This is a genomic window from Streptomyces sp. NPDC001443 (assembly GCF_053597355.1).
This window is the reverse complement of record NZ_JBSFIA010000013.1, coordinates 65,172-89,011: the sequence shown is the minus strand read 5'-3', so window position 1 is coordinate 89,011 and position 23,840 is coordinate 65,172. Positions and strand designations below refer to the sequence as shown.

General features: G+C 70.7%; 16 protein-coding genes and 1 tRNA gene. 5 read left to right on the top strand and 12 right to left on the bottom strand.

Going from position 1 to position 23,840, the window contains the following annotated elements:
• Positions 1-15: 15 nt before the first annotated feature.
• Complete coding sequence (locus ACWC24_RS16375) at positions 16-1,842, bottom strand: bifunctional metallophosphatase/5'-nucleotidase (RefSeq protein ID WP_450663494.1); 1,827 nt, start codon at positions 1,840-1,842, stop codon at positions 16-18.
• Between the two features lie 165 nt (positions 1,843-2,007).
• Here ACWC24_RS16375 and ACWC24_RS16370 point away from each other — a divergent pair, with 165 nt between their 5' ends.
• Positions 2,008-2,745 carry an SIMPL domain-containing protein gene (locus ACWC24_RS16370; protein WP_450663493.1) on the top strand — a complete coding sequence of 246 codons (738 nt, stop codon included), beginning with the start codon at positions 2,008-2,010 and terminating at the stop codon, positions 2,743-2,745.
• A 129-nt stretch (positions 2,746-2,874) separates the two neighbouring features.
• Positions 2,875-4,311: a pyruvate kinase gene (gene pyk, locus ACWC24_RS16365; RefSeq protein ID WP_450663492.1), complete on the top strand. Its 1,437-nt coding sequence runs from the start codon at positions 2,875-2,877 to the stop codon at positions 4,309-4,311.
• Between the two features lie 10 nt (positions 4,312-4,321).
• Here the strand turns inward: pyk and ACWC24_RS16360 are convergent, their stop codons facing one another.
• Both ACWC24_RS16360 and ACWC24_RS16355 read right to left on the bottom strand, forming a co-directional pair.
• Positions 4,322-5,107 carry a helix-turn-helix domain-containing protein gene (locus ACWC24_RS16360; protein ID WP_450663491.1) on the bottom strand — a complete coding sequence of 262 codons (786 nt, stop codon included), beginning with the start codon at positions 5,105-5,107 and terminating at the stop codon, positions 4,322-4,324.
• A gap of 86 nt (positions 5,108-5,193) precedes the next feature.
• Positions 5,194-5,276, bottom strand: a tRNA-Leu gene (locus tag ACWC24_RS16355).
• A 102-nt stretch (positions 5,277-5,378) separates the two neighbouring features.
• Between ACWC24_RS16355 and ACWC24_RS16350 the strand changes: the two genes are divergently transcribed.
• Positions 5,379-6,035 (top strand): ANTAR domain-containing response regulator, encoded by a 657-nt coding sequence (locus ACWC24_RS16350; RefSeq protein WP_450663490.1) that lies wholly within the window; start codon positions 5,379-5,381, stop codon positions 6,033-6,035.
• 83 nt (positions 6,036-6,118) lie between these two features.
• On the opposite strand, the gene ACWC24_RS16345 is transcribed toward ACWC24_RS16350, so the two are convergent.
• The 8 genes from ACWC24_RS16345 to ACWC24_RS16310 form a co-directional block, all read right to left on the bottom strand.
• Positions 6,119-6,835: an ABC transporter ATP-binding protein gene (locus tag ACWC24_RS16345; protein WP_450663489.1), complete on the bottom strand. Its 717-nt coding sequence runs from the start codon at positions 6,833-6,835 to the stop codon at positions 6,119-6,121.
• The gene (locus tag ACWC24_RS16340; protein WP_450663488.1) at positions 6,832-7,914 is read right to left on the bottom strand and encodes an ABC transporter ATP-binding protein; all 1,083 of its coding nucleotides are present in this window, start codon (positions 7,912-7,914) and stop codon (positions 6,832-6,834) included. The genes ACWC24_RS16345 and ACWC24_RS16340 overlap by 4 nt, the downstream gene beginning before the upstream one ends.
• Positions 7,915-7,919: 5 nt before the next feature.
• Positions 7,920-9,743 carry a branched-chain amino acid ABC transporter permease gene (locus ACWC24_RS16335; RefSeq protein WP_450663487.1) on the bottom strand — a complete coding sequence of 608 codons (1,824 nt, stop codon included), beginning with the start codon at positions 9,741-9,743 and terminating at the stop codon, positions 7,920-7,922.
• A 5-nt stretch (positions 9,744-9,748) separates the two neighbouring features.
• On the bottom strand, positions 9,749-10,681 hold the full coding sequence (locus tag ACWC24_RS16330) for a branched-chain amino acid ABC transporter permease (RefSeq protein ID WP_450663486.1): 933 nt from the start codon (positions 10,679-10,681) through the stop codon (positions 9,749-9,751).
• 109 nt (positions 10,682-10,790) lie between these two features.
• On the bottom strand, positions 10,791-12,017 hold the full coding sequence (locus tag ACWC24_RS16325) for a branched-chain amino acid ABC transporter substrate-binding protein (RefSeq protein ID WP_450663485.1): 1,227 nt from the start codon (positions 12,015-12,017) through the stop codon (positions 10,791-10,793).
• 966 nt (positions 12,018-12,983) lie between these two features.
• Positions 12,984-13,487, bottom strand: a complete 504-nt coding sequence (locus tag ACWC24_RS16320; RefSeq protein WP_450663484.1) for a hypothetical protein — start codon at positions 13,485-13,487, stop codon at positions 12,984-12,986.
• A 92-nt stretch (positions 13,488-13,579) separates the two neighbouring features.
• Positions 13,580-14,068 carry a hotdog fold thioesterase gene (locus ACWC24_RS16315; RefSeq protein WP_450663483.1) on the bottom strand — a complete coding sequence of 163 codons (489 nt, stop codon included), beginning with the start codon at positions 14,066-14,068 and terminating at the stop codon, positions 13,580-13,582.
• A 101-nt stretch (positions 14,069-14,169) separates the two neighbouring features.
• Entirely contained in the window at positions 14,170-16,449 is a 2,280-nt protein-coding gene (locus ACWC24_RS16310) for an FdhF/YdeP family oxidoreductase (RefSeq protein ID WP_450663482.1), read from the bottom strand.
• A 952-nt stretch (positions 16,450-17,401) separates the two neighbouring features.
• Here ACWC24_RS16310 and polA point away from each other — a divergent pair.
• Positions 17,402-20,128, top strand: a complete 2,727-nt coding sequence (gene polA / locus ACWC24_RS16305) for a DNA polymerase I (RefSeq protein ID WP_450663481.1) — start codon at positions 17,402-17,404, stop codon at positions 20,126-20,128.
• Between the two features lie 675 nt (positions 20,129-20,803).
• On the opposite strand, the gene ACWC24_RS16300 is transcribed toward polA, so the two are convergent.
• Positions 20,804-21,751: a DUF4184 family protein gene (locus ACWC24_RS16300; protein WP_450663480.1), complete on the bottom strand. Its 948-nt coding sequence runs from the start codon at positions 21,749-21,751 to the stop codon at positions 20,804-20,806.
• Positions 21,752-22,023: 272 nt separating this feature from the next.
• On the opposite strand from ACWC24_RS16300, the gene ACWC24_RS16295 reads away from it, so the two are divergent.
• A complete protein-coding gene (locus ACWC24_RS16295) occupies positions 22,024-23,781 on the top strand; it encodes a lytic transglycosylase domain-containing protein (RefSeq protein ID WP_450663479.1) in 1,758 nt (585 codons plus the stop codon).
• The last annotated feature ends 59 nt before the right edge of the window (positions 23,782-23,840 follow it).

The window sequence follows — 23,840 nt, the reverse complement described above, 5'->3', positions numbered from 1 at the left end:
CAGGAACCCCTGCCGTCAGAAGACCGGCGTGCCCTCACGGGTCAGCTTCCAGTCCACCGACGCGAAGTCCTTCGGATCCAGCACACCCTTCGCCGTCACCCACTCCGCGATCCGCGTCCGGATCTCCGTCGACTCCGACCACAACTCCGGCGCCGACGCCACGAACGGGAACGCACCGCCGCCATTGGCACGGTAGTTGTTCACCGCCAGCACGAACTGCTGCGCGTCGTCCAACGCCGCACCGTTGTACGTCAGGTTCTTGATCCGCGAACCCGCCGGCTGCGCGATGTCGATGTCGTACACCAGACCCGACACGTAGTCGTAGTTGTAGTCCGGCCGGCCGGCCGCGTTCGTCAGCGCCTCGACGTCGACCACGGCACCCGCCGCCGTCTGCACGTAGTACTCCGCCGAGTACTCCAGGTACGCCCGCACCTGCGCACCCGTCAGCAACTTCGCGACCAGCGTGTTGTCGTACACGTACAGGCTCGACAGACCCCGGATCGTCACATCGCCCGCCGGTATCTCCGACGTCCGCGAGAACGGCGAAGCCTGCGCGATCACCGGCACCGACGCGTACGACGTACCCGCCAGCGCCGCCTTCACCACGTCCTCCTGGACCCTGGTGATCAGATCGATGATCGGGGCGTCCTTGTACCGGGCGTCGACCGTCGTCAACGTCTCGGTCGCCGTGCCGACCACCTGGTTGACGTACGCCACCACCTTCGCGTGCTCGTCACCCAGCAGCTTCGTGATCTTCGGGTCGTCCGCGACCGTGTTCGAGTTCAGCAGCGACGCCGCCACCGACTCGACCTCCCACTTGCCCTTCGCGAACACCAGCTCGATGTCGAACAGGGTCAGCCGCTCCGCGTAGCACAGCGGCTCCGACAGCACGACCGTACGACCCGTCGCCTCGTTGACGACCTTCAGCTCCGGGACCTCCAGATGGGCGTGCCCGACCAGGATCGCGTCGATGCCCGGCACCTGCCTGGCCACATTCGCGGCCGCGTTCTCCACGTACGGCAGCTGGTCACCGTACGACGACGTACCCGAAGCACCCGAGTGCGCCGAGACGACCACCACGTCCGCACCCATCGACTTCAGCTTCGGCACCCACTTCGCCGCCTGCTCCTCCAGGCCGGGGAACGCCAACTTCCCCTGCACATAAGCCTTGTCCCAGATCGCGATACCCGGGTTCGTCAGACCCAGCACCGCCACCTTCACCGGCGGAGCACCCGGGACGTGGAACTCCTTGATGAAGTAAGGCGGGAACGCCGGCTTCAGCGACTTCGCGTCCACCGCGTTCGCACCGAGCAGCGGGAAGTGCAACTGGCTCTCGAACTTCCGCAGCGTCTCGATGCCGTAGTTGAACTCGTGGTTGCCCAGCGCCGCCGCGTCGTACCCGATCGCGTTCATCGCCTGCGCCATCGGGTGCACCGGACCACCCTTGGCGGTGATCGGGTCGACCTTCGCGTAGTAGTACGTCAACGGCGTGCCCTGGATCGTGTCACCCGCGTCCAGCAGCAGCGTGTTGCACCGGCCCCGCTCCGCACGGATCTTGTTCACCAGGGTCGAGATGCGCGCCAGGCCCATCGTGTTGCCCTTGGCGTCGGAGTACTCCCCGTCCTTGAAGTAGTCCCAGTTGAACACGTGACCGTGCAGATCGGTCGTGCCCATCACGGTCAACGCGTACCGCTTCGGCTGCTCGACCGGCTTCCCGGCCGGCTTCTTCGCCGACGCCGACTCCGCGGCCTGCGCCGCCGGAGCCGCCGCCGCGCCCCCGATCGCCACCCCCGCCCCGGTCACGGCGGACTTCTTCAGAAACTTCCGACGGTCCAACGGCATGTCTGGTTCTCCTCCAAGAACGGCCAACAACGCGCGTAGATACTGACGCGCGTAGATTCTGACCCCTCCACGCCGGACCGCAACAGGTCCAACAGGTTGCGATCCGGTGACCTGAACGATGACTTCCGGCCTCGAAACCAGCCATCCGGTGACAGAGTCGGGCGTATGACCAAACCCCCGGACCCCACCACCCCCACCGCCCCGGGCCCACAACACGCCGTCCCCTACGGCACCCCCGGCGCACCACGCATCGCCGTCCGCGGCGAAGCCCACCTCGAAGTCGACCCCGAGATCGCCTCCATCACCGTCACCGTCGGCGCACGCGGCAAGGACCGACGCACCGCCCTCGACGACCTCACCCGCCGCAACACGGCCGTCCTCGACCTCGTCAAGACCTACGGCGACGCCGTCGAACGCCTTGAGACCGGCGCCCTCTCCATCACGCCCGAACTCACCAGGCACGGCCGCGGCGAACGCGTACGCACCTACCACGGCGCCGTCCGCACCACCGCCGAACTCACCGACTTCACCGCACTCGGCGAACTCGTCACCCGCCTCGCCGACCTCGACCTCACCAGCGTCGACGGCCCCTGGTGGACCCTGCGCCCCGACTCGCCCGCCCACCGCGAAGTACGCCAGAAAGCCGTACGCGAAGCCGTCCAACGCGCCCGCGAATACGCCGAAGCCCTCGGCAGCACACTCGAAGCCCTCCTGGAACTCGCCGACATCGGCACCGAGAACACCGCGGCCATGCACCCCCGGCCCCCCGGCCGCATGCGCGCCATGTCCCGCGCCGGCGCCGCCGAGGAGACCCCCGCCGCACCCCTCGACCTCGAACCCCAGCGCCAACGCCTGCACGCCTCCGTCGACGCCCGCTTCACCATGCGACCACCCCGGCTCTGAGCCGATCACCTGCTCATCGGAGCACACCGCCGCCCATTCAACAGTTGTCAAGAGCCCTTCACACAAGCGTTGTTGAGTAGACATCCGGCACCTAAACCTCTACCGACCGGTAAGCCCTAGTCTCGAACCATGCGCCGAGCCAAAATCGTCTGTACCCTCGGGCCCGCCACCGACTCGTACGACCAGATCAAAGCCCTGGTCCAAGCCGGAATGGACGTCGCCCGCTTCAACCTCAGCCACGGCGGACACGCCGAACACGAGGAGCGATACCAGCGCGTACGCAGGGCCTCCGACGAGACCGGACGCAGCGTCGGCCTCCTCGCCGACCTTCAAGGCCCGAAGATCCGCCTCGGCCGGTTCACCGAAGGCCCCGTACTCCTTGAACGCGGCGACACCTTCACCATCACCGTCGAGGACGGCGCCCAAGGAGACCGCCACAGCTGCGGAACCACCTACCAGGGCCTCGCCGAAGACGTCACCGCCGGCGAACGCATCCTCGTCGACGACGGCAAGGTATGCCTCGAAGTCACCTCCGTCGACGGCCCCCGCGTCCACACCACCGTCGTCGAAGGCGGCCTCGTCTCCGACCACAAGGGCCTCAACCTCCCCGGCGTCGCCGTCTCCGTCCCCGCCCTCTCCAAGAAGGACGAGGCCGACCTGCGCTGGGCCCTGAACACCGGCTTCGACGTCATCGCCCTCTCCTTCGTCCGCAGCGGCAAGGACATCCTGGACGTCCACCGCATCATGGACGAGGAAGGCCGCCGCCTCCCCGTCATCGCCAAGGTGGAAAAGCCCCAGGCCGTCGCCAACATCGACGACATCGTCGCCGCCTTCGACGGCATCATGGTCGCCCGCGGCGACCTCGGCGTCGAAATGCCCCTGGAACAGGTCCCGATCGTCCAGAAGCGCGCCGTCAAACTCGCCAAGCGCAACGCCAAACCGGTCATCGTCGCCACCCAGATGCTCGACTCCATGATCGACAACTCCCGCCCCACCCGCGCGGAAGCCAGCGACGTCGCCAACGCCGTCATCGACGGCACCGACGCCGTGATGCTCTCCGGCGAGACCAGCGTCGGCAAATACCCCATCGAGACCGTCCGCACCATGGCGAAGATCGTCGAAGCCGCCGAGGAGGACATCCTCGCCAAGGGCCTCCCGCCGCTGACCGACACCAACAAACCCCGCACCCAGGGCGGCGCGGTCGCCCGAGCCGCAGCCGAGATGGGCGACTTCCTCGGCGCCAAGTTCCTCGTCGCCTTCACCCAGTCCGGCGACACCGTCCGCCGCCTCTCCCGCTACCGCTCCCCGATCCCCCTCCTCGCCTTCACCCCGGAACCGGCCACCCGCTCCCAGCTCAACCTGACCTGGGGCGTGGAGACCTTCCTCGGCCCCCGCGTCGACTCCACGGACGCGATGGTCGCCCAGGTCGACGAACTCCTGCTGCGCTACGGCCGTTGCCAGAAGGGCGACATCGTCGTCATCACGGCAGGCTCCCCGCCCGGCGTCTCCGGCTCCACGAACCTGGTGAGGGTCCACCACGTCGGCGAGGACGACAGCCCCAAGTAGGTTGCGGGGCTCAGTACTTCGGACCCACGTACAGGTCCATGAGGGCTACGGAGGCTTTGCGGGCCACGGAGATGTTGTAGGGGTTTCCGCCCCGGGTGCAGTGCGTCCACTCGATGCCCAGCTTGTCCAGGGTGTCGGTGTAGAGCTGCCGGATGTCGTCGGAGACATTGGTGAAGAAGTAGCGGGGGTATTCGTAGCGCTTGCGTTCCCCGGCGACGACGCGGGTCGTCCAGTTGGTGATGCGGCAGCCGTCGGAGTGGATGAGCCCGCGGACGAAGTCCCAGGGGTGGGCGTCGACGATCTCCTGCTGCCAGTCTTCGAGGACGATACGCCGCTCGTGCTTCTTGCCGGGGCCGTGCTGGGGGAACAGGCACCAGAGGTGCTTGGAGTACAACTTCACTTCGTGGCAGCCCTTTCGGCGCACCCTGCAGACCGAGTTCGCGGGCAGCACCGACCGCATGGCCTTCGCGCACTCGTCCATGAGTCCGGGGTGCGCGTCGGCGCAGGTGATGGACAGGCTGGGTGCTCGCATGGCGCGGTTCTGGATGATGTGGCCGTCGCCGAGATACAGACCGAGGAGGTAGGCGTACGCGGAGATGTCCAGCTTGCCCTCGCAGCGCGGACATGGTTGTTGCGTTCGCCCGGGGCACTCGCCGCGTTTCGCTCGGTCGACGTGCTTCCAGTAGCTGATCGTCCCCAGTGGCACATTGAGGCCCCGGGCCACGGCGGCGTTGCTCACGCCGTTTCGCAGGAGAGTAAGGGCCTTCTGCCGCACTTCGGTGCCGTGAAAGTTCATGCGAATACTCTGTGTCACTGTCTGTAGCCCAGTGCAGTGAAAAGCGGATGTTCACGAGAACGTGAACATCCGCTTTCTTGGAACTGTGCCGGGTGCGGGACTCGAACCCGCAAGCCCTCTCGGGCAGATGTGTTTGAGACATCCGTGTATGCCGTTCCACCAACCCGGCAGGACTGGCTGCCCGGAAGCATACCGGGTCACCGTGGGTCTCCGCCTCTGGGTAGGCTGCATAGGCAGCAGTATGTGCCCGGCCCGGAACAAGGAGCCCCCCGTGACCGCCCCCGAGTCGCCCCAGCCCGTAGACGCGCCCGATGGCGAGCAGTCGCACGTGCCTCCGCTGACGACCCGTGTCGTCATCGCCGAGGACGAGGCCCTGATCCGGCTCGACCTCAAAGAGATGCTGGAGGAGGAGGGCTACTCCGTCGTCGGTGAGGCGGGTGACGGCGAGCAGGCCGTCGAGCTCGCCCGCGAGCACAAGCCGGACCTGGTCATCCTCGATGTGAAGATGCCCAAGCTGGACGGTATCTCCGCCGCGGAGAAGATCGCCGAGGAGCGCATCGCGCCCGTGCTGATGCTGACCGCGTTCTCGCAGCGCGACCTCGTGGAGCGGGCCCGGGACGCCGGTGCGATGGCGTATCTGGTGAAGCCGTTCAGCAAGAGCGACGTCGTGCCGGCGATCGAGATGGCCGTGTCGCGTTTCACGGAGCTGAAGGAGCTGGAGCGGGAGGTCGCGGACCTCTCCCAGCGGCTGGAGACGCGCAAGCTGGTGGACCGGGCGAAGTCGGTGCTCCAGACCGAGTACGGGCTGAACGAGCCGGCCGCGTTCCGGTGGATCCAGAAGACGTCGATGGACCGGCGGATGTCGATGCAGCAGGTCGCCGAGGCCGTCATCGCGGATGCCGAGGAGAAGAAGGCCGCGAAGGGCTGAGCTTCACCGCCGTAGTAGGTACGACGAGGCCCGCGCTCCCTGGACAGGGGGCGCGGGCCTCGTCGTGCGGGCGGGACCGGGGCTCAGTCCTCGCCCAGGTACGCCTTGCGGACCGACTCGTCGTGCAGCAGGTCCTGGCCGGTGCCGGAGAGGACGATGTTGCCGACCTCCATGACGTGACCGTGGTCGGCGAGGGAGAGTGCCGCCTGGGCGTTCTGCTCGATGAGCAGGATGGTCATGCCCTGGGACTTCAGCTCGGCGATGGTCGCCATGATCTTCTGCATCATGATCGGCGAGAGGCCCATGGAGGGCTCGTCGAGCATGAGCAGCTTGGGCTGGGACATGAGGGCGCGGCCCATGGCGAGCATCTGCTGCTCGCCGCCGGAGAGGGTGCCTGCGGCCTGCTTGCGACGTTCGCCCAGGATGGGGAAGAGGTCGTAGGCGCGCTGGATGTCCTTCTCGATGCCGGGCTTGTCGCTGCGCAGGAAGGCGCCGAGGCGGAGGTTGTCCTCGATGGTCATGCGCGGGAAGATGTGCCGCCCCTCGGGGGAGTGGGCGAGTCCCAGGGAGACGACCTGGTGGGCGGGGATCTTCTTGAGCGATTTGCCGTTGAACTTGATCTGGCCGCCGACCGGCTTGAGGAGGCCGGAGAGGGTGCGCAGGGTGGTCGTCTTGCCGGCGCCGTTGGTGCCGATGAGGGTGACGACCTCGCCGGCCTCGACCTTGAACGAGATGCCCTTGACGGCTTCGATCTTGCCGTAGGCGACCCGGAGGTCCTCGACTTCGAGCAGTGCGGTCATCGGTCGTTCTCCTTGCCGGGCGCGGTGTCCGTCGTGTCGGCGGCCGCGGCGGGTTCTGCGTCCTCTGCGTCCTCTGCGTCCGTCGTGGTGTCGGCGGGTGCGTCGGTGGCTTCGGCGTCCTCGGTCTCGGCCGCGGGGGTCTCGGCCTCGGTGGTCTCGGCTTCGGTGTCGTCCGCCGTGGCCTCGGGGGTCTCCGCCTCGGTCTCGGGCTCGGCCGTGGCCTCGGCCGCCGCGACCTCGGTGGCTTCGTCGGCGCCGGGGGCGCCTTCGAAGGGTTCGCCGAGGTAGGCGGCGACGACGCGCTCGTCGCCCTGCACGGTGGCGCTGTCGCCCTCGACGAGCTTCTCGCCCTGGACGAGGACGGCGACGCGGTCGCAGAGGTTGAAGATGAAGCGCATGTCGTGCTCGATGACGAGGATGGCGATGCCCATGTCGCGGATCGCGAAGACCAGTTCCTCGGTGGCGCGGGTCTCCTGCGGGTTCATGCCGGCGGTGGGCTCGTCGAGCAGGAGCAGGCCCGGGTCGCTGGCGAGGGCGCGGGCGATCTCCAGCTTGCGCTGCTCGCCGTAGGGGAGGTTGCGGGCCAGGTGCTCGGCCTTGTCGGCGAGGCCGACGAACTCCAGGAGTTCCATGGCGCGGGCGCGGGAGGCGGCTTCGGCCTTGTGGAATCCGGGCAGGCGCAGGACGGCCGACCAGAAACCTTCCTTCGTGCGGGTGTGGCGGCCGACCAGCACGTTCTCCAGGACCGTCATGTTGGCGAAGAGACGGATGTTCTGGAAGGTGCGTGCCACGCCGGCGGCGGTGACCTTGAAGGACTTGGGCGGCAGGACCGTGCCCTTGTAGCGGACCTCGCCCTCGGTGGGGATGTAGAGGCCCGTGAGGCAGTTGAAGAAGGTGGTCTTGCCGGCGCCGTTGGGGCCGATGAGGCCGACGATCTCGCCGCTGTTGACGGTGAGGTCGACGTTGCGGACGGCGGTGAGGCCGCCGAAGCGCATGGTGACGCCGCGGGCGTCGAGGACGGTCTCTCCGGTGGCGGGGGCGCCGGGGGTGGTGTCCTGGGTGGTGGTGTCGGTGGTCATGGTGGTCAGGCCCCTGCCTTGGTGAGGACGGTGGGCGCTTCCGCGTCTTCGTGGAACTCGAGCTGGCGGCGTCGGTTGGGGATGAGGCCCTCAGGACGGAAGCGCATCAGCAGGATGAGTGCGATGCCGAAGGCGAAGAGCTGGTAGTCGCCGAGGAACTGGAGCTTGTTGGGGATGAGGAAGAGCAGGGAGGCGCCGATGAGGGGGCCGCCGATGGTGCCCATGCCGCCGAGGACGACCGCGGCGAGCAGGAAGGCGGAGTTGGGCGGGATGGGGCCGGCGAACAGGTACTGCTCGGGGGTCACGGTGTAGGTGACGTGGGCCTGGACGGTGCCGGCGAGGCCGGCGAGGGAGGCGCCGACGGCGAAGGCGATGAGCTTGACGCGGAAGCCGTTGATGCCCATGGCGAGGGCGGCGGTCTCGTCCTCGCGGATGGCGACCCAGGCGCGGCCGATGCGGGAGTTGCCGCTGCGTCGGAAGACGAGCACGACGACGGCGGTGATGATCAGCATCAGGAAGAAGTAGTTGGCGAAGCGTCCGATGGCGAAGCCGGCGATGTCGTGGACGGCGCCGAAGTCGAACCCGAGGATCTCGAGGTTCGGGATGGACGAGATGCCGTTGGAGCCGTTGGTGACGTCGGGGCCGGAGGTGCCGTCGAGGTTGTTGGCGGTGATCCGGAAGATCTCTCCGAAGCCGAGGGTCACGATGGCGAGGTAGTCGCCGCGCAGTCGCAGGGTCGGGGCGCCGATGAGGACGCCGAAGACGAGCGAGGCTCCGGCGCCGACGAGGGCGGCGGCCCAGAACGGGAAGTGCACGTGGAACGGCGAGCTGGGGGAGCCGGAGACCATGGCCGCGGCGTAGGCGCCGACGCCGAGGAAGGCGACGTAGCCGAGGTCGAGGAGGCCGGCGAGGCCGACGACGATGTTCAGGCCGAGGGCGACGGTGGCGAAGATGAGGATGTAGACGCCGAGGGTCGCGTACTGGTCGTCGGTCTGGGTGAAGGGGAACGCGGCGGCGGCGACGAAGGCGCCGCAGACGGTGATGTTCTGGTGGCGGGCGGTGATCTGCGACGCCTGGGCGATCAGGCCGGACTTGTTGAGGGCGGCGAAGCCGAAGCCGGCGGTGATCAGGAAGCCGATGAACAGTTCGTCGTACTCGGTGCCGATGCCGTAGGTGAAGACGACGAGGGCGAGGGCGAGGACGGCGACGATGATCAGGATCTCGACGTACGAGGGGAGCTTGCCGACGGGGCGGGCCTTGCCGCCGGCGAAGGCGGTCTTGACGGTGGTCCACCGGTGGGCGGCCTGGTGCTTGAAGTGCTCCCAGGAGGTGTCGTCGGGGTCGATCGGGTCGGCCTCGGGGTGCTCGAAGGGCAGGGCGAGGGCACCGAGGAAGGCGGCCAGGCTGCCGACGGCGACGAGGTAGCCGCCGGGTTCGAGGTTGACGACGCCGCCGAGGTTCGCGCTGATCGCGATGACCGTGTACCAGGCGGTGGCGAAGGTGGCGAGCGCGGCGAACTTGATGGCGCCGTCGGCGCCGGCGGGGGTGAGCCAGCCCAGGCCCTTGACGCCGTAGGAGGAGAGGGCGAGGAGGGTGGTGAGTGCGCCGCCGATGAGGACGAGGACCTGGAGGCCGCCGGGGTAGCCGTAGACGGTGAGGTCGCCGGGGAAGGCGGAGGTCCAGGTCCAGGCGAGGAACGTGGAGATGACGGTGAGGACGGCGCCGCCGGCTGCCAGGGCGCGGGCGATCTGCGGCGGGATGCCGATGAGGCCGGCCTGCTTGGGGGCGAAGGCGCCGGGGGTCTCGGGTGCGGTGGTCTGTGTGGTCATCGTTGTCACGCCCTGTCGGCGACGCGCTCGCCGAGCAGGCCCTGGGGCCGGAACAGCAGCACGAGGATGAGGAGTACGAAGGCCCAGACGTCGGCCCAGGCGTTGCTGCCGAACTGGCCCATGCCGGGGATGTCGGCGATGTAGGCGGTGGCGAGGGTCTCGGCGACGCCGAGGACGAGGCCGCCGATCATGGCTCCGTAGATGTTGCCGATGCCGCCGAGGACGGCCGCGGTGAACGCCTTCAGGCCGAGCAGGAAGCCCATCTTGAAGTCGATCTGGCCGTACTTCAGGCCGTAGGCGACGGCTCCGACGGCGGCGAAGGTGGCGCCGAGGGCGAACGCGATCACGATGATGCGGTCGGTGTTGACGCCCATGAGCTTCGCGGTGTCGGGGTCCTGGGCGGTGGCCTGCATGCCGCGTCCGGTGCGGGTCTTCATCACGAAGTAGCCGAGGATGGCCATGCTGATGGGGGCCGCGATCAGCAGGAAGATGTCACCGGTCTGGATGGTGACGCTGCCGATCTTGAAGGGGCCGCCCTCGATCTGGGGGAAGACGATGGCCGACTTGGCGTCGGGGTACCAGGCCCAGACGGCCTGCTGCAGGGCGAGCGAGAGGCCGATGGCGGTGATGAGGGGGGCGAGGCGTGGTGCGTTGCGGAGGGGGCGGTAGGCGAACCGTTCCGCGCCGACGGCGATGGTGACGGAGACCAGGACGGCGCCCACCAGCATCAGCGGCAGGGCGATCATCATGGAAGTGCCGTCAGGCAGTATGTACAGGTAGACCGTGAGAGCGCCGAACGCTCCGGTCATGAAGATCTCGCCGTGGGCGAAGTTGATGAGCTGGACAATGCCATAGACCATTGTGTAGCCGATGGCGACCAGGCCGTACATGGATCCCAGTAGCAGGCCGTTGACCAGCTGCTGCGGCAGTTCGTTCACCGCATGTCCTCCGAGACGGTTCGGATGTTTCGACGGGTGGGGCCGGATGCGAGTGCGCGCGGGGCGCCAGTGGAACAGCGCCCCGCGCGGCTCAGAGTTGCGAGGTGGGTCAGCCGGTGTAGGTGCCGGAGTTGACGGCCTTCCACGCGCCGTTCTCGACGGCGTAGACGGTGAGCTGCTTGTTGGTGGCGTCGCCGAACTCGTCGAAGGAGACCTTGCCGGTCACACCGTCGAACGAGACGTTCTGGGTGGCGGCGGTGATCTTCGCGCGGGCGTCGTCGGGCAGCTTGCCGCCGTTGTCGTCGACGACCTTCTTGACGGCCTCGATGATCGCCCAGGCGGAGTCGTAGGAGTAGCCGCCGTAGGCGCCGTACTCCTCCTTGTAGCCGCCGGCCTTGTAGTTGGCGACGAACTCCTTGGCGGAGTCGAGGGTCTCGACCGGGGCGCCGACGGAGGTGGCGAGGTCGCCGGTGGCGGTGGAGCCGGCCAGCTTGAGGAAGTCGTCGGCGTAGATGCCGTCGCCGCCGATGAGCGGGATCTTGGCGCCGGCGGACTTGATCTGCTTGCTGAGCGGGCCGGCCTGCGGGTACTCGCCGCCGTAGTAGACGACGTCGGCGCCGGAGTTCTTGACCTGGGTGGCGACCGCGGAGAAGTCCTTGGTGTCGGGGTTGATGTGCTGGGTGCCGACGACCTTGCCGCCGAGCTTCTTGAACTCGGTGGTGAAGGTACCGGCGAGGCCGGCGCCGTAGGTCTTCTTGTCGTCGATGACGAAGACCTTGGTCTTCTTCGCGGTGTTGAAGACGTACTGGGCGGCGAACGGGCCCTGGATGGCGTCCGTGGTCGCGGTGCGGAAGTACGACTTGTAGGTGCGGGCCTTGCTGGTCGCCCAGTTGGTGCCCTGGGTGAGCGCGGGGTTGGTGTTGGCCGGGGAGACCTCGACGAGCTTGGCGTCGTCGAAGACCTTCTGCATGGCCTCGGCCACGGAGGAGTTCAGCGGGCCGACCACACCGAGGACGCTCTTGTCGGCGACGAGGGCGGCGGCGTTCTGCTGGCCGGACGAGGGCTGCGCCTGGTCGTCCTTGGCGACGATCTTGAAGGTGACGCCGTCGACGTACTTCTTCTTGTTGGCCGTCTTGGCGGCGAGGTCGACGGAGTTCTTGATGCCGAGACCCAGCGCGGACAGGTCGCCGGTGAGCGGGGCGTCCACGCCGATGGTGACGACGGTGCCGCCGCTGTCGGAGCTCTTGTCGCCGCTGTCACGCGAACCGCAGGCGGTGAGGGTGAGTGCTCCCGCGGACAGCGCGGCGGTGATGGCGATGAGCGAACGTTGACGCACGTTCTTGTCCTTTCCCTGGGCGGCCCTCCCCCCTGGAAGAGGCCGAGTCGAGCGCTGGTCGGAGTGACTTTCCGGCCGCGGTGACTGGCCGTGACTCTAAGCGTGTGGAGGGAATGTCGAGGAGGGTCTGACGAAGGCTGTGACTCTCTTGTTATGACACGGGGTAATGCAGAGCGGTGCCGAGCGGGGGGAACAGTGGAATTCAGGCCGATTCGCCCTGTCCGCATAGTGAGAACCTGCAGGATGGCCCTCGAAGTGGCCAGGTGCTTCAGGCGTTTTGGTAATGACGTAAATCGTTGCCGCAGGCGACTTGCGGGGCCATGGAGGGGGCGCGTGCATAGCGCCGACGCCGGGGTAAACGTGAAACCCGTATTGCGCGCGCATTACGTAGAGTTACGGCGGGGAAAGCTGGATCGGCGTTTCTTGGCGCATTTCCGCATTCCGTGACATGCATGGTGATGGCGATCTTGCGAGCTGAACCGGTTTTTGTCCGGAAACGTGTCTGTTGGGCCGGGGTCGGTGCGAGTCCTGCGGAGAGCCGGGCCGGCCGCGTCGCGGCGGCCGGCGGCCGGGACCCGACCTGCGGGAGCGGCTCCCGGCCGAGGCCGTGCGGCGGTGCGCCGGACGGTGTGATGTGCGGGTCGGGCCGGGCGTCATCGGAGCCGGCCGGGCGGAGAACGTCAGTGCGGGGAACGGCCTTGCGGGGCACGGTTGTTGACGCTGTACGAGTACGCGTGTTGACGCTGTGTGGGCAGGCGTGCGTGGGGGACGCGCAGGGGTGGCCGGTGTTGCCGGGCGGGCCGGTGACCGACGGGCGGGCGCGTGCGGCGCGGTGGCGACTCTGACGGCTACTCAGGTGGCGCGGGTGGCTCGGAAGGGACCGGCCGCGCGTGCCGACGGGGGCGGTTCGGGGAGTTCGTCCTGTGCCCGGGGTGCGCTTTCCGGGGCGCTTGGAGCCGACGCCGCTCACCGCCAGGGGTCCTCGCCCGGTTCTTTGGAGCGGTACCGGTCGGCGCAGCCCCTGCGCGCCTGACGGTTGATCAATTGAACCGCCGAGGAGGTGCCTTGACGCTTCCGTTCGGCCCGCGCGGCGTCCACGACGGCGCGCAGGATCTCGTACTGGCCGTTGGACAGGCCCATCGACTGATAGTCACCGTAGGTAGGGGTGTCCAGGGACTGACGGGCCCAGTGGGTGACGAGACGGGTGCACAGCTCCTCGGGCGGAGTGGCCGAGGGTGCAGGGGAACCGCGCCCCGCGGTGCCGGCGGATGTTCCGGCTGCGCCGGACGCGGAGGGCGGGTCGGACGGGTCGGGTGCGCGGGCGGTGGCGGGGGAGTCGCGGTCGCAGCCGGTAGCCGATACGCCCGTCAGGAGCGCGAGTCCGACGGCGAGGGCGAGCGCGGGGGTGAGGGCGGGACGGCGCCGCGGCAGGCGTGCCGCCGCGGCGCGGTGGGGCGCTCCCGTTGCCATGCCCTGAACGCTAGGGTGCCCGACGCCTGCGGGGCAACGGCCCCGCAGGCGTCACATGTGCCCCGCGCCGCGGGGCCTGTGTCCAGGTGGGGTCAGCCCGCCGTCCGTGCCTGGGCCGCGTCGCCCGGGTTCACGTCCCGCAGCAGACAGGTCAGCCGGGCCGTGCACACGCGCCGGCCCTCCTCGTCGCTGATCACGATCTCGTACGTCGCCGTGGAGCGCCCGCGGTGCACCGGTGTGGCGACCCCGGTCACCAGGCCGGAGCGGGCCCCGCGGTGGTGCGTGCAGTTGAGGTCGACGCCGACGGCGATCTTGGTGCTGCCGCCGTGCAGCATGGAGCCGACCGAACCGAGCGTCTCCGCGAGGACGGCCGAGGCGCCGCCGTGCAGCAGGCCGTAGGGCTGGGTGTTGCCCTCGACCGGCATGGTGCCGACGACGCGGTCCGCGGACGCCTCGAGGATCTGCACGCCCATCCGGGTGCCGAGGTGACCGGCGGAGAACAGGGCGGGCAGGTCGACACCGAGCGCGGCGTACTCGTCGATGACCTCCTGCGGGAACTTCACTTGCTGCTGCTCGCCCATGGGGCCGGCTCCGTTCGTCGGGATCGGTACGGCGCTCCGTCCGGTGTTCCTCCCGGTGTCCCGTTCGGTGTTCCGTACGGCGCTGTTGGCTGAGCAAACGCTCAGTCGGTCGCCGATTGTTCCAGACGCACCACGACGGACTTGCTGGCCGGGGTGTTGCTGGTGTCGGCGGTGGCGTCCAGCGGGACCAGCACGTTCGTCTCGGGGTAGTAGGCGGCCGCGCAGCCGCGCGCCGTCGGATAGAGCACCACCCGGAAGCCGGGCGCCCGGCGCTCCACGCCGTCCTTCCACTCGCTCACCAGGTCGACGTACGAGCCTTCGGCGACGCCCAGCGTGCGCGCGTCCTCGGCGTTCACCAGCACCACCCGGCGGCCGTTGGTGATGCCCCGGTAGCGGTCGTCGAGACCGTAGATCGTGGTGTTGTACTGGTCGTGCGAGCGCAGGGTCTGGAGCAGCAGCCGGCCCTCGGGCAGGGCGGGGAACTCGACCGGCGCGGCGGTGAAGTTCGCCTTGCCGGTGGCCGTCGGGAAGCGGCGTTCGTCGCGCGGTGCGTGCGGCAGGGTGAAGCCCTCGGGGCGGGCCACGCGCGCGTTGAAGTCCTCGAAGCCGGGGATCACGCGCGCGATGCGGTCGCGGACGGTCGCGTAGTCCTTCTCGAAGTCCTCCCACGGGACCTTGCTGTCGGCGCCGAGCACCCGGCGGGCCAGCCGGCACACGATGGCCGGTTCGGACAGCAGGTGGGCGCCGGCGGGCGCCAGCCGGCCGCGGGAGGCGTGCACCATGCCCATGGAGTCCTCGACCGTCACGAACTGCTCGCCGCCGGCCTGGAGGTCGCGCTCGGTGCGGCCCAGTGTCGGCAGGATCAGGGCGCGCGCGCCGGTGACGACGTGCGAGCGGTTGAGCTTCGTCGAGACGTGCACGGTCAGCCGGGCGCGCCGCATGGCCGCCTCGGTGACGTCGGTGTCGGGCGAGGCGGAGACGAAGTTGCCGCCCATGGCGAAGAAGACCTTCGCCTCGCCGTCGCGCAGGGCGCGGATGGCCTGGACGACGTCGTAGCCGTGCTCGCGCGGCGGGGCGAAGCCGAACTCCTTCTCCAGCGCGTCGAGGAAGGCGGGGGCGGGCCGCTCGAAGATGCCCATGGTGCGGTCGCCCTGCACGTTGGAGTGGCCGCGCACCGGGCACACGCCCGCGCCGGGGCGGCCGATGTTGCCGCGCAGCAGCAGGAAGTTGACGACCTCGCGGATGGTCGGGACGGAGTGCTTGTGCTGGGTGAGGCCCATGGCCCAGCAGACGATGGTGCGCTCCGAGGCGAGCACCATGCGCAGGGCTTCGTCGATCTCCTCGCGGGTGAGGCCGGTCGCGGTGAGGGTCTCGTCCCAGTCGGCGGCGCGGGCGGCCGCGGCGAACTCCTCGAAGCCGTGGGTGTGCTCGTCGACGAACTCCTGGTCGACGGCGCCCTCGGTCTCCAGGACGAGCCGGTTGAGGAGGCGGAAGAGGGCCTGGTCGCCGCCGATGCGGATCTGGAGGAAGAGGTCGTTGAGGGCGGCGCCCTTGAGCATGCCCTGCGGGGTCTGCGGGTTCTTGAAGCGCTCCAGGCCCGCTTCGGGCAGCGGGTTGACGCTGATGATCCGCGCGCCGTTCGCCTTGGCCTTCTCCAGCGCGGAGAGCATCCGCGGGTGGTTGGTGCCGGGGTTCTGGCCGGCGACGATGATCAGGTCGGCCTGGTAGAGGTCGTCCAGCAGGACGCTGCCCTTGCCGATGCCGATCGTCTCGGTCAGGGCCGAGCCCGACGACTCGTGGCACATGTTCGAGCAGTCGGGCAGGTTGTTGGTGCCCAGTTCGCGGGCGAAGAGCTGGTAGAGGAACGCGGCCTCGTTGCTGGTGCGGCCCGAGGTGTAGAAGAGGGCCTCGTCGGGCGAGTCGAGGGCGGCGATCTCGTCGGCGACGATGTCGAAGGCGCGCTCCCAGGTGACCGGCTCGTAGTGGTCGGCGCCCTCGGGGAGGTACATGGGGTGGGTGAGCCGCCCCTGCTGGCCGAGCCAGTAGCCGCTGCGCGCGCCGAGGTCCTGGACGGAGTGGGCGGCGAAGAACTCGGGGGTGACCCGGCGCAGGGTGGCTTCCTCGGCGACCGCCTTGGCGCCGTTCTCGCAGAACTCCGCCGTGTGCCGGTGCTCCGGCTCGGGCCAGGCGCAGCCGGGACAGTCGAAGCCGTCCTTCTGGTTGACGCGCAGCAGGGTCAGCGCGGTGCGCTTGACGCCCATCTGCTGCTGGGCGATGCGCAGGGAGTGCCCGACGGCCGGCAGTCCGGCGGCCGCGTGCTTCGGCTCGGCGACCCGCGGCGCGTCCTGGACCGGATCGGCCTTCGGCGGCTTCGTTGCCATCGCGAGCTCTCCTTCTTCCGTGTGTGCTGCGTCTCCCGGGTCCTGCGGGCGGCTGCCCTCTCACGGGCCCAGGACCCTCGACATCCCCGATCCTCGCACGCGGCACCGACAACGACGGAGGCCGGTCGTGCGGGGAAGCGGGAGCAATGCTTGCGTGGGCGGCGTGGGCGGCGTGGGCGGCGTGGGCGGCGCGGGTGCTGCGCGTGCCGCGCCTGCTGCGCGTGCCGCGCCTGCTGCGCGTGCCGCGATCGCCGCGCGTGCCGCGCCCGCTGCCCCTGCCGCGCCCGCTGCGCCCGCTCTGCTTGCCGTGCCCGCCGTGCCCGCCGTGCCCGCCGTGCTTGCCGTGCCCGCCGTGCTTGCCGCGGTCGGCCGCCGGCCTGGATGCGGGTGCGCCTGCCGGGTGCCGCCCGGGGGCTGTCGGGGTGCCCCTCGTACGACGGCCGGTCGGCGACCGGGGTGTCCCGCCGGGGCGCCTGCGAGGTGGCGACCCGCGTACCCCCCCCCACGCGCCACCCACGTACCACCCACGTGCCGTCCAGCTGCCGTCGGCGGACGCACGCGTGCAGTCACGCTGCCGCCCGTGAGGCACCCCCGACTGCTCCCGCTGCCGTCGGCGGCACCCCCGACTGCTTCCGCCGCCGCCCATGAGGCACCCGGGTGCCGCCCCCGCCCTCCGGCCGCCCGTGGTACGGCCGGGGGCCGTGGGACGGAGGGTGGCTGTGTGGCCGTGGGACGGCAATGGGACGCCCACGGGCCGGTCAGATACCGGGGGCGGGCGTGCGGCCGTCGGACGGCCATGGGGTGCCCGCGGGCCGGGCAGGGGGCGGCCGTGGGACGGCCGTCGGACGGCCGGGGTGTCGGACGGCCGGGGTGTCGGACGGCCGGTCGCGCGAGGTCGTGTGAGTGCTCAGGGCGGAGCCGACTGTCGGTGCGGCGTGGCAGGATCGGGGACGTGGCAGATTCAGCAGCGAAGACGACCGACGACACCTCCGGCGAGAGCCGCCCGCGCCTGATGCTCATGGACGGGCACTCGCTGGCCTACCGCGCGTTCTTCGCGCTGCCCGCGGAGAATTTCACGACCGCGACGGGCCAGCCGACGAACGCGATCTACGGCTTCGCGTCGATGCTGGCGAACACGCTGCGCGACGAGGCGCCCACGCACTTCGCGGTGGCCTTCGACGTCTCCCGCAAGACCTGGCGCTCCGAGGAGTTCACGGAGTACAAGGCGAACCGTTCCAAGACCCCGGACGAGTTCAAGGGCCAGGTCGAGCTGATCGGCGAGCTTCTCGACTCGATGCACGTCTCCCGGTTCGCGGTCGACGGCTTCGAGGCGGACGACATCATCGCCACCCTCGCCACGCAGGCCGAGGCGGCGGGCTTCGAGGTGCTGATCGTCACCGGTGACCGCGACTCCTTCCAACTGGTCTCCGAGCACACCACGGTGCTGTACCCGACGAAGGGCGTCTCCGAGCTGACCCGGTTCACCCCGGAGAAGGTTTTCGAGAAGTACGGACTGACGCCCGCGCAGTACCCCGACTTCGCGGCCCTGCGCGGCGACCCGTCCGACAACCTGCCGGGCATCCCCGGCGTCGGCGAGAAGACGGCCGCGAAGTGGATCAACCAGTTCGGCTCGTTCGCGGACCTGGTCGAGCGGGTCGACGAGGTCAAGGGCAAGGCCGGGCAGAACCTCCGCGACCACCTCGAAGCGGTCAAGCTCAACCGCCGGCTGACCGAGATGGTGCGTGACGTCGAGCTGCCGAAGACGGTCGCCGACCTGGAGCGCGCGCCGTACGACCGCAAGACCATGGCGATGATCCTGGACACCCTGGAGATCCGTAACCCCTCGCTGCGCGAGCGGCTGCTCGCCGTCGACCCGGGCGCGGAGGAGGGCGGGCCGACCGCGGTGGTCGCGCAGGGCGTGGAGCTGGACGGCACGGTGCTCGGCACCGGCGAGCTGACCGGCTGGCTGGCCGGGCACGCCGGCGAGGTCCTCGGCGTCGCCATGGCCGACACCTGGGCGCTGGGCAGCGGCTCGGTCTCCGAGGTCGCGCTCGCCGCGGGCGGCGGCGCGGCCGCCTGGTTCGACCCGTCCGGGCTGGACGAGGCCGACGAGAACGCCTTCGCGGCCTGGCTGTCCGACGCGGACGCGCCGAAGGTCCTGCACAACGCCAAGCGCGCCATGCGCGTCCTCGCCGAGCACGGCTGGAGCGTCGCCGGTGTGCGCATGGACACCGCGCTGGCCGCCTACCTCGTCAAGCCCGGCCGGCGCTCCTTCGACCTGGACGCGCTGTCCCTGGAGTACCTGGGGCGGGAGCTGGCCCCGGCCGCCGCGGCCGACGGGCAGCTCGCCTTCGGGGCGGACGACGGAGCCGAGGCCGAGGCCCTGATGGTGCAGGCCCGCGCGATCCTCGACCTGGGGGAGGCGTTCGAGAGCCGGCTGGCGGAGGCCGGCGCCGCGGACCTGCTGCGGGACATGGAACTGCCCACCTCGGCGCTGCTCGCGCGGATGGAGCGGCACGGCATCGCGGCGGACCGGGCCCATCTGGAGGCCATGGAGCAGATGTTCGCGGGCGCGGTGCAGCAGGCCGTGAAGGAGGCGCACGCCGCGGCCGGACACGAGTTCAACCTGGGCTCGCCCAAGCAGCTCCAGGAGGTCCTCTTCGGCGAGCTGGCCCTGCCCAGGACCAAGAAGACGAAGACGGGCTACACCACCGACGCCGACGCGCTGGCCTGGCTGGCCGGCCAGACCGACAACGAACTGCCGGTCATCATGCTCCGCCACCGCGAGCAGGCGAAGCTGCGTGTGACCGTCGAGGGCCTGATCAAGACGGTCGCGGGCGACGGCCGTATCCACACCACCTTCAACCAGACGGTTGCGGCGACCGGGCGGCTGTCGTCCACGGACCCGAACCTCCAGAACATCCCGGTCCGCACCGACGAGGGCCGGGCGATCCGGCGCGGCTTCGTCGTCGGCGAGGGCTTCGAGTCGCTGATGACGGCGGACTACAGCCAGATCGAACTGCGGGTGATGGCCCACCTGTCCGAGGACGCGGGCCTGATCGAGGCGTTCACCTCGGGCGAGGACCTGCACACCACGGTCGCCTCGCAGGTCTTCTCCGTCGAGCGCTCGGCCGTCGACGCGGAGATGCGTCGCAAGATCAAGGCGATGTCGTACGGCCTGGCGTACGGCCTGTCGGCGTTCGGCCTCTCCCAGCAGCTGAACATCGAGGCGGGCGAGGCCCGCGCGCTCATGGACACCTACTTCGAGCGCTTCGGCGGCGTACGGGACTATCTGCGCCGGGTCGTGGACGAGGCGCGGTCGACGGGCTACACCGAGACCCTCTTCGGCCGCCGCCGTCATCTGCCCGACCTCAACAGCGACAACCGGCAGCGCCGTGAGACGGCGGAGCGCATGGCTCTCAACGCCCCGATCCAGGGCACGGCGGCGGACATCGTCAAGATCGCCATGCTCAACGTGGACCGGGCGCTGCGGGAGGCGGACCTCACGTCCCGGATGCTGCTCCAGGTCCATGACGAAATCGTCCTGGAGATCGCCCCGGGGGAGCGGGAGGCGACCGAGGAGATCGTCCGCCGTGAGATGGCGGGCGCGGTCGAGCTGCGCGCCCCGCTGGACGTGTCGGTGGGCGTGGGGCCGGACTGGGAGTCGGCCGCGCACTGAGCGCCCCGCCCGGGCCCGGGTTCGCCCTGCCGTCCCGCCCGGGCCCGGCGGTGCGTCCCGCGGTCCCGTGCCCGGCCCGCCGGTGCGCGGGCGGGCCGTGGCGGCCGCTCGCGTGGCCCCAGGTCCCGTGCCCCGGCCCGCCGGTGCGCCCGCGGGCCGTGGCGGTCGCTCGCGTGGCGCCCCTGACGGGACGCGGGGCGCGGGGCGGGGCGGTGGTGGACGGGGTCTCCCCCCGTGGGCGGCGACCCGTCACCCGCGTGGCCCCCGCGAGAACGCCCGTGGGGGCCCGCGACCGTAAGGATGCGGGCATGGGTATACGCATGCTCCACCGCCGGACGGGACCCGACCGGGCCCGTCCCCAGGGACGGTCGTCGGCGCGGTCCGACGGCAAGGGCAGGGCTGTTACCGGCGCCGGGCTCCCGGTGGTCCCGGCCTTCGCGGCCGGGGCGGGGGCCGTCCGCGTCCCCGCCACGACGGCCATGGCCGCACGCCGCACGGCCGGTGCGCTCCGGCGCAGGCTCACCCGCGGGGGACGGTACGCCGCGGGCCCTCGTGAGACGCCCGCCTGGCGCCTGTGGGCCGACACCGGCCGGGCGTACCTGTACCTGCTCCTGGCCCGGCTTCCCCGAAGGCCCCGTGCCACGAGGACCGTCACCGTGTTCGTCGCGGCGCCCGTCAGGCTCCGTCGTTCTCCGGACGGCCCCGACCGACCCTGACGGCCTCCCCGCGCTTCCGGCGCCCGGCGGCGGCCCCGGGCGCCGGACGCCACACGCGCACGCCGGCGGCGTACAGCAGCAGTCCCGGCACGAGTCCCGCGCCCACGCCGAAACACAGCGTCGGGATCAGCTCCCAGGGTCTGAGCGTCGTGTCCCAGGACACCCACCACCGCGACACCCGCTGCACGGCCCCGGCCAGCGCACAGCCGCCGATCACCGAGGCCGCCCACCAGCGGTCCCGCACGGAGAGGGCGGGCACGCCCGAGGAGTCACCCGCCGCCCGCTCCGCCTCGGCGCCCGCCGGCCCGTCGGCCGGGCGGCCCGCCGTCGGGTGGGCCGCAGGGCGGGCCGGCGTGCGGCGCAGCGCGGTCAGCACGAACGCGGCGATGACCACCGCGGCCACGGCCGAGCTGCCGTACTGCGCGAACCAGTACACCGGGTGGCCCCCCGCCTCCCGGCCCAGCACCGGGAACAGCCGCGTGCCCCAGCGGTCGTGGTGCGTGAACGCGTCCCACACGACATGCGTCAGCGCGCCGAGCGCCGCCGACAGGTACCACCGCGCCGCCGTGACCGCCCCCGCGCGAGCCCGCGGCGCCCCGCAGCGCAGCAGCGCCGCCCACCGCCCCTGCCGGGTCCGTGGCAGCAGCGCCACCAGCGGCTCGCGCAGCAGCGACCACAGGCCCACCAGCGCCCAGGCGATCAGCACGTCGATCGTGAAGACGCCCGGGAAGGAGTGCGTGACGTCGCCGAACTCCATCGCGCCCGGGACGGCACTCGCCGCGTAGTAGGTCATGTCGGGCGCGAAGGATCCGGCCACGAGGACCGCGGGCACCAGGGGTCCCCGGCCGGAGCCGTCGGTGCGCAAACCGGGCAGCACGGCCGCCGCGTGGCTCAGGGTGAACGGCAACACGGCCTCCTGTGCAGGGCGTTGGCCGAACGGCCGACCCGATGATCATCTGCCGTTCAGTATGCGTGACGATCGTCTCGGGGAACCGGACTTGGCCAACTGGTGAATATCGGGCGTGAACGGGTGCCCGTGCAAAGCAAGTTGCCGTAGGGTCGCCTGGGTCACACTCCCGGGAGGGCAACCCCCGGGGCGGCAGGACCGTCACACCAGAGCGGGAACAGCAGACGGAAGTCGGTCGGGCGCACTCGGCGTCCATGGGAGGGATGCACTCTATGGCGGCGCAATTCGGCAAGCGTCTTCGCAAGGGGGCCCTCGCCACCACCGTGGCGGCGGCCGCGGTCGCGGCTCTCTCCGCCTCCCAGGCGCCGGGAGTGACGGTCGACACCCAGGGCAGGCAGACGGCCGCCGACGCGCAGGCCACGCCCGAGGCGACCGCCGGCGACGGCGCCGCCACCGGCAATTCGCCCTACTACACCGACCTGCCGCCGCTGAACAGCCCGAACCCCGCGACCCCGACGCCGGGCGCGACCACCGGTCCCGTCGTGACGGGACCGGCCGAGGCGGGCATACCGGCCACCGTCCTGGACGCCTACAAGAAGGCCGCGGCCGAGCTGGCGGCCTCCAAGGCCGGCTGCAACCTGCCCTGGGAACTCCTCGCCGCCATCGGCAAGGTCGAGTCGGGCCAGGCCCGCGGCGGCAACGTCGACGCGAACGGCACCACCCTCAGCCCCATCCTGGGCCCGAAGCTGGACGGCAACGGCTTCGCGCTCATCCAGGACACCGACAACGGTGCCTACGACGGCGACGCCACCGTCGACCGGGCCGTGGGCCCCATGCAGTTCATCCCGTCCACGTGGGCGTGGGCGGGCCGCGACGGCAACGGCGACGGCGCCAAGGACCCCAACAACGTCTACGACGCCGCCCTCGCCGCGGGCCACTACCTGTGCCGCAACGGCTGGGACCTGTCCACCCAGGCCGACCTCCACAGCGCGATCCTCAGCTACAACTACTCGCAGGACTACCTGAACACGGTCCTGTCGTGGCTGGAGTACTACCGCAAGGGCACCCACGAGATCCCGAACGGCACCGGCGCCCTGCCCACCAACCGCAGCGACGACCACCACACGTCGGGTCCCAGCACCTCCCCGTCCGCGCCGGTGACGCCCAAGCCGTCCGATCCGGCCCCCGAGAGCCCGAAGCCGTCGACGCCGAGCACCCCGGCCCCGACGCCCACCGACACCGTGGACCACCTGAAGGACGTCGGCACGGCGAAGCTCACCGCGACGGCCGGTCAGGCGTTCGACGGGAAGATCAGCGCGCGCGCCGAGACCAAGGCGGGCCAGGGCGTCGGCAAGGTACGCGTCCGCTTCACCCTCGTCGGCGACACCGACGCCACCTTCACCGGCGGCGAGAGCGTCGCGACCGTCGTCACCGACACCACGGGCGTCGCGGTGGCGCCGGTGCTCCAGGCGGGCGAGAAGACCGGCACCTTCACCGTCCGAGCCGTCGTCGTGGGCCGCACGCTCTCCGCCGTCGACCACACGGCCACCGTCACCGCCCGCGCCGCCGACACGCTCACCCGCACCGACGCCGCCGCGCTGAGCTGCACCGCGGGCGGGGAGTTCGCGGACCAGGTCGAGGTGAAGGCCACCAACGGCGGGGCCGTCGCGGGCAAGGTCGCGGCCACCGCCATGCTCGTCGGGGCGGCGGGCGACACGACCGAGAACGACAAGGGCCCCTACTTCAAGGACGCGAACGGCAACGCCGTACGCACCCTGACGGCCCTGGAGACCGACGCGAACGGCCTGCTGAAGCTGCCCAAGCTGTACGCGGACGACACCGCGGGCACGTACCTGCTGCGCATCACCACCACCGGCGGGGCGACGCTGACCGTCGAACTGGCGGTCACCGCGGCCCCGACGCCCGACCCGACCCCGACCCCCAGCCCCACCGAGTCCGCCTCGGCGACCCCCTCCGCCTCCGCCTCCCCCTCCCCCTCCGAGTCCGCTTCCGCGACGCCCTCGGCCTGACCGGTTGTAAACGGTCCGACCGGTCGGCCTTCCGGCCGGCGCGGGACAGGCGCCCCTCC

What these genes read in the sequence shown, in the direction of transcription:
- ACWC24_RS16315 (WP_450663483.1), bottom strand. Translation starts at nt 14,068, where the DNA reads ATGGGCGAGCAGCAGCAAGTGAAGTTCCCGCAGGAGGTCATCGACGAG.
- ACWC24_RS16320 (WP_450663484.1), bottom strand. Translation starts at nt 13,487, where the DNA reads ATGGCAACGGGAGCGCCCCACCGCGCCGCGGCGGCACGCCTGCCGCGG.
- pyk (WP_450663492.1), top strand. Translation starts at nt 2,875, where the DNA reads ATGCGCCGAGCCAAAATCGTCTGTACCCTCGGGCCCGCCACCGACTCG.
- ACWC24_RS16370 (WP_450663493.1), top strand. Translation starts at nt 2,008, where the DNA reads ATGACCAAACCCCCGGACCCCACCACCCCCACCGCCCCGGGCCCACAA.
- ACWC24_RS16360 (WP_450663491.1), bottom strand. Translation starts at nt 5,107, where the DNA reads ATGAACTTTCACGGCACCGAAGTGCGGCAGAAGGCCCTTACTCTCCTG.
- ACWC24_RS16375 (WP_450663494.1), bottom strand. Translation starts at nt 1,842, where the DNA reads ATGCCGTTGGACCGTCGGAAGTTTCTGAAGAAGTCCGCCGTGACCGGG.
- ACWC24_RS16345 (WP_450663489.1), bottom strand. Translation starts at nt 6,835, where the DNA reads ATGACCGCACTGCTCGAAGTCGAGGACCTCCGGGTCGCCTACGGCAAG.
- ACWC24_RS16340 (WP_450663488.1), bottom strand. Translation starts at nt 7,914, where the DNA reads ATGACCACCGACACCACCACCCAGGACACCACCCCCGGCGCCCCCGCC.
- ACWC24_RS16295 (WP_450663479.1), top strand. Translation starts at nt 22,024, where the DNA reads ATGGCGGCGCAATTCGGCAAGCGTCTTCGCAAGGGGGCCCTCGCCACC.
- ACWC24_RS16335 (WP_450663487.1), bottom strand. Translation starts at nt 9,743, where the DNA reads ATGACCACACAGACCACCGCACCCGAGACCCCCGGCGCCTTCGCCCCC.
- ACWC24_RS16310 (WP_450663482.1), bottom strand. Translation starts at nt 16,449, where the DNA reads ATGGCAACGAAGCCGCCGAAGGCCGATCCGGTCCAGGACGCGCCGCGG.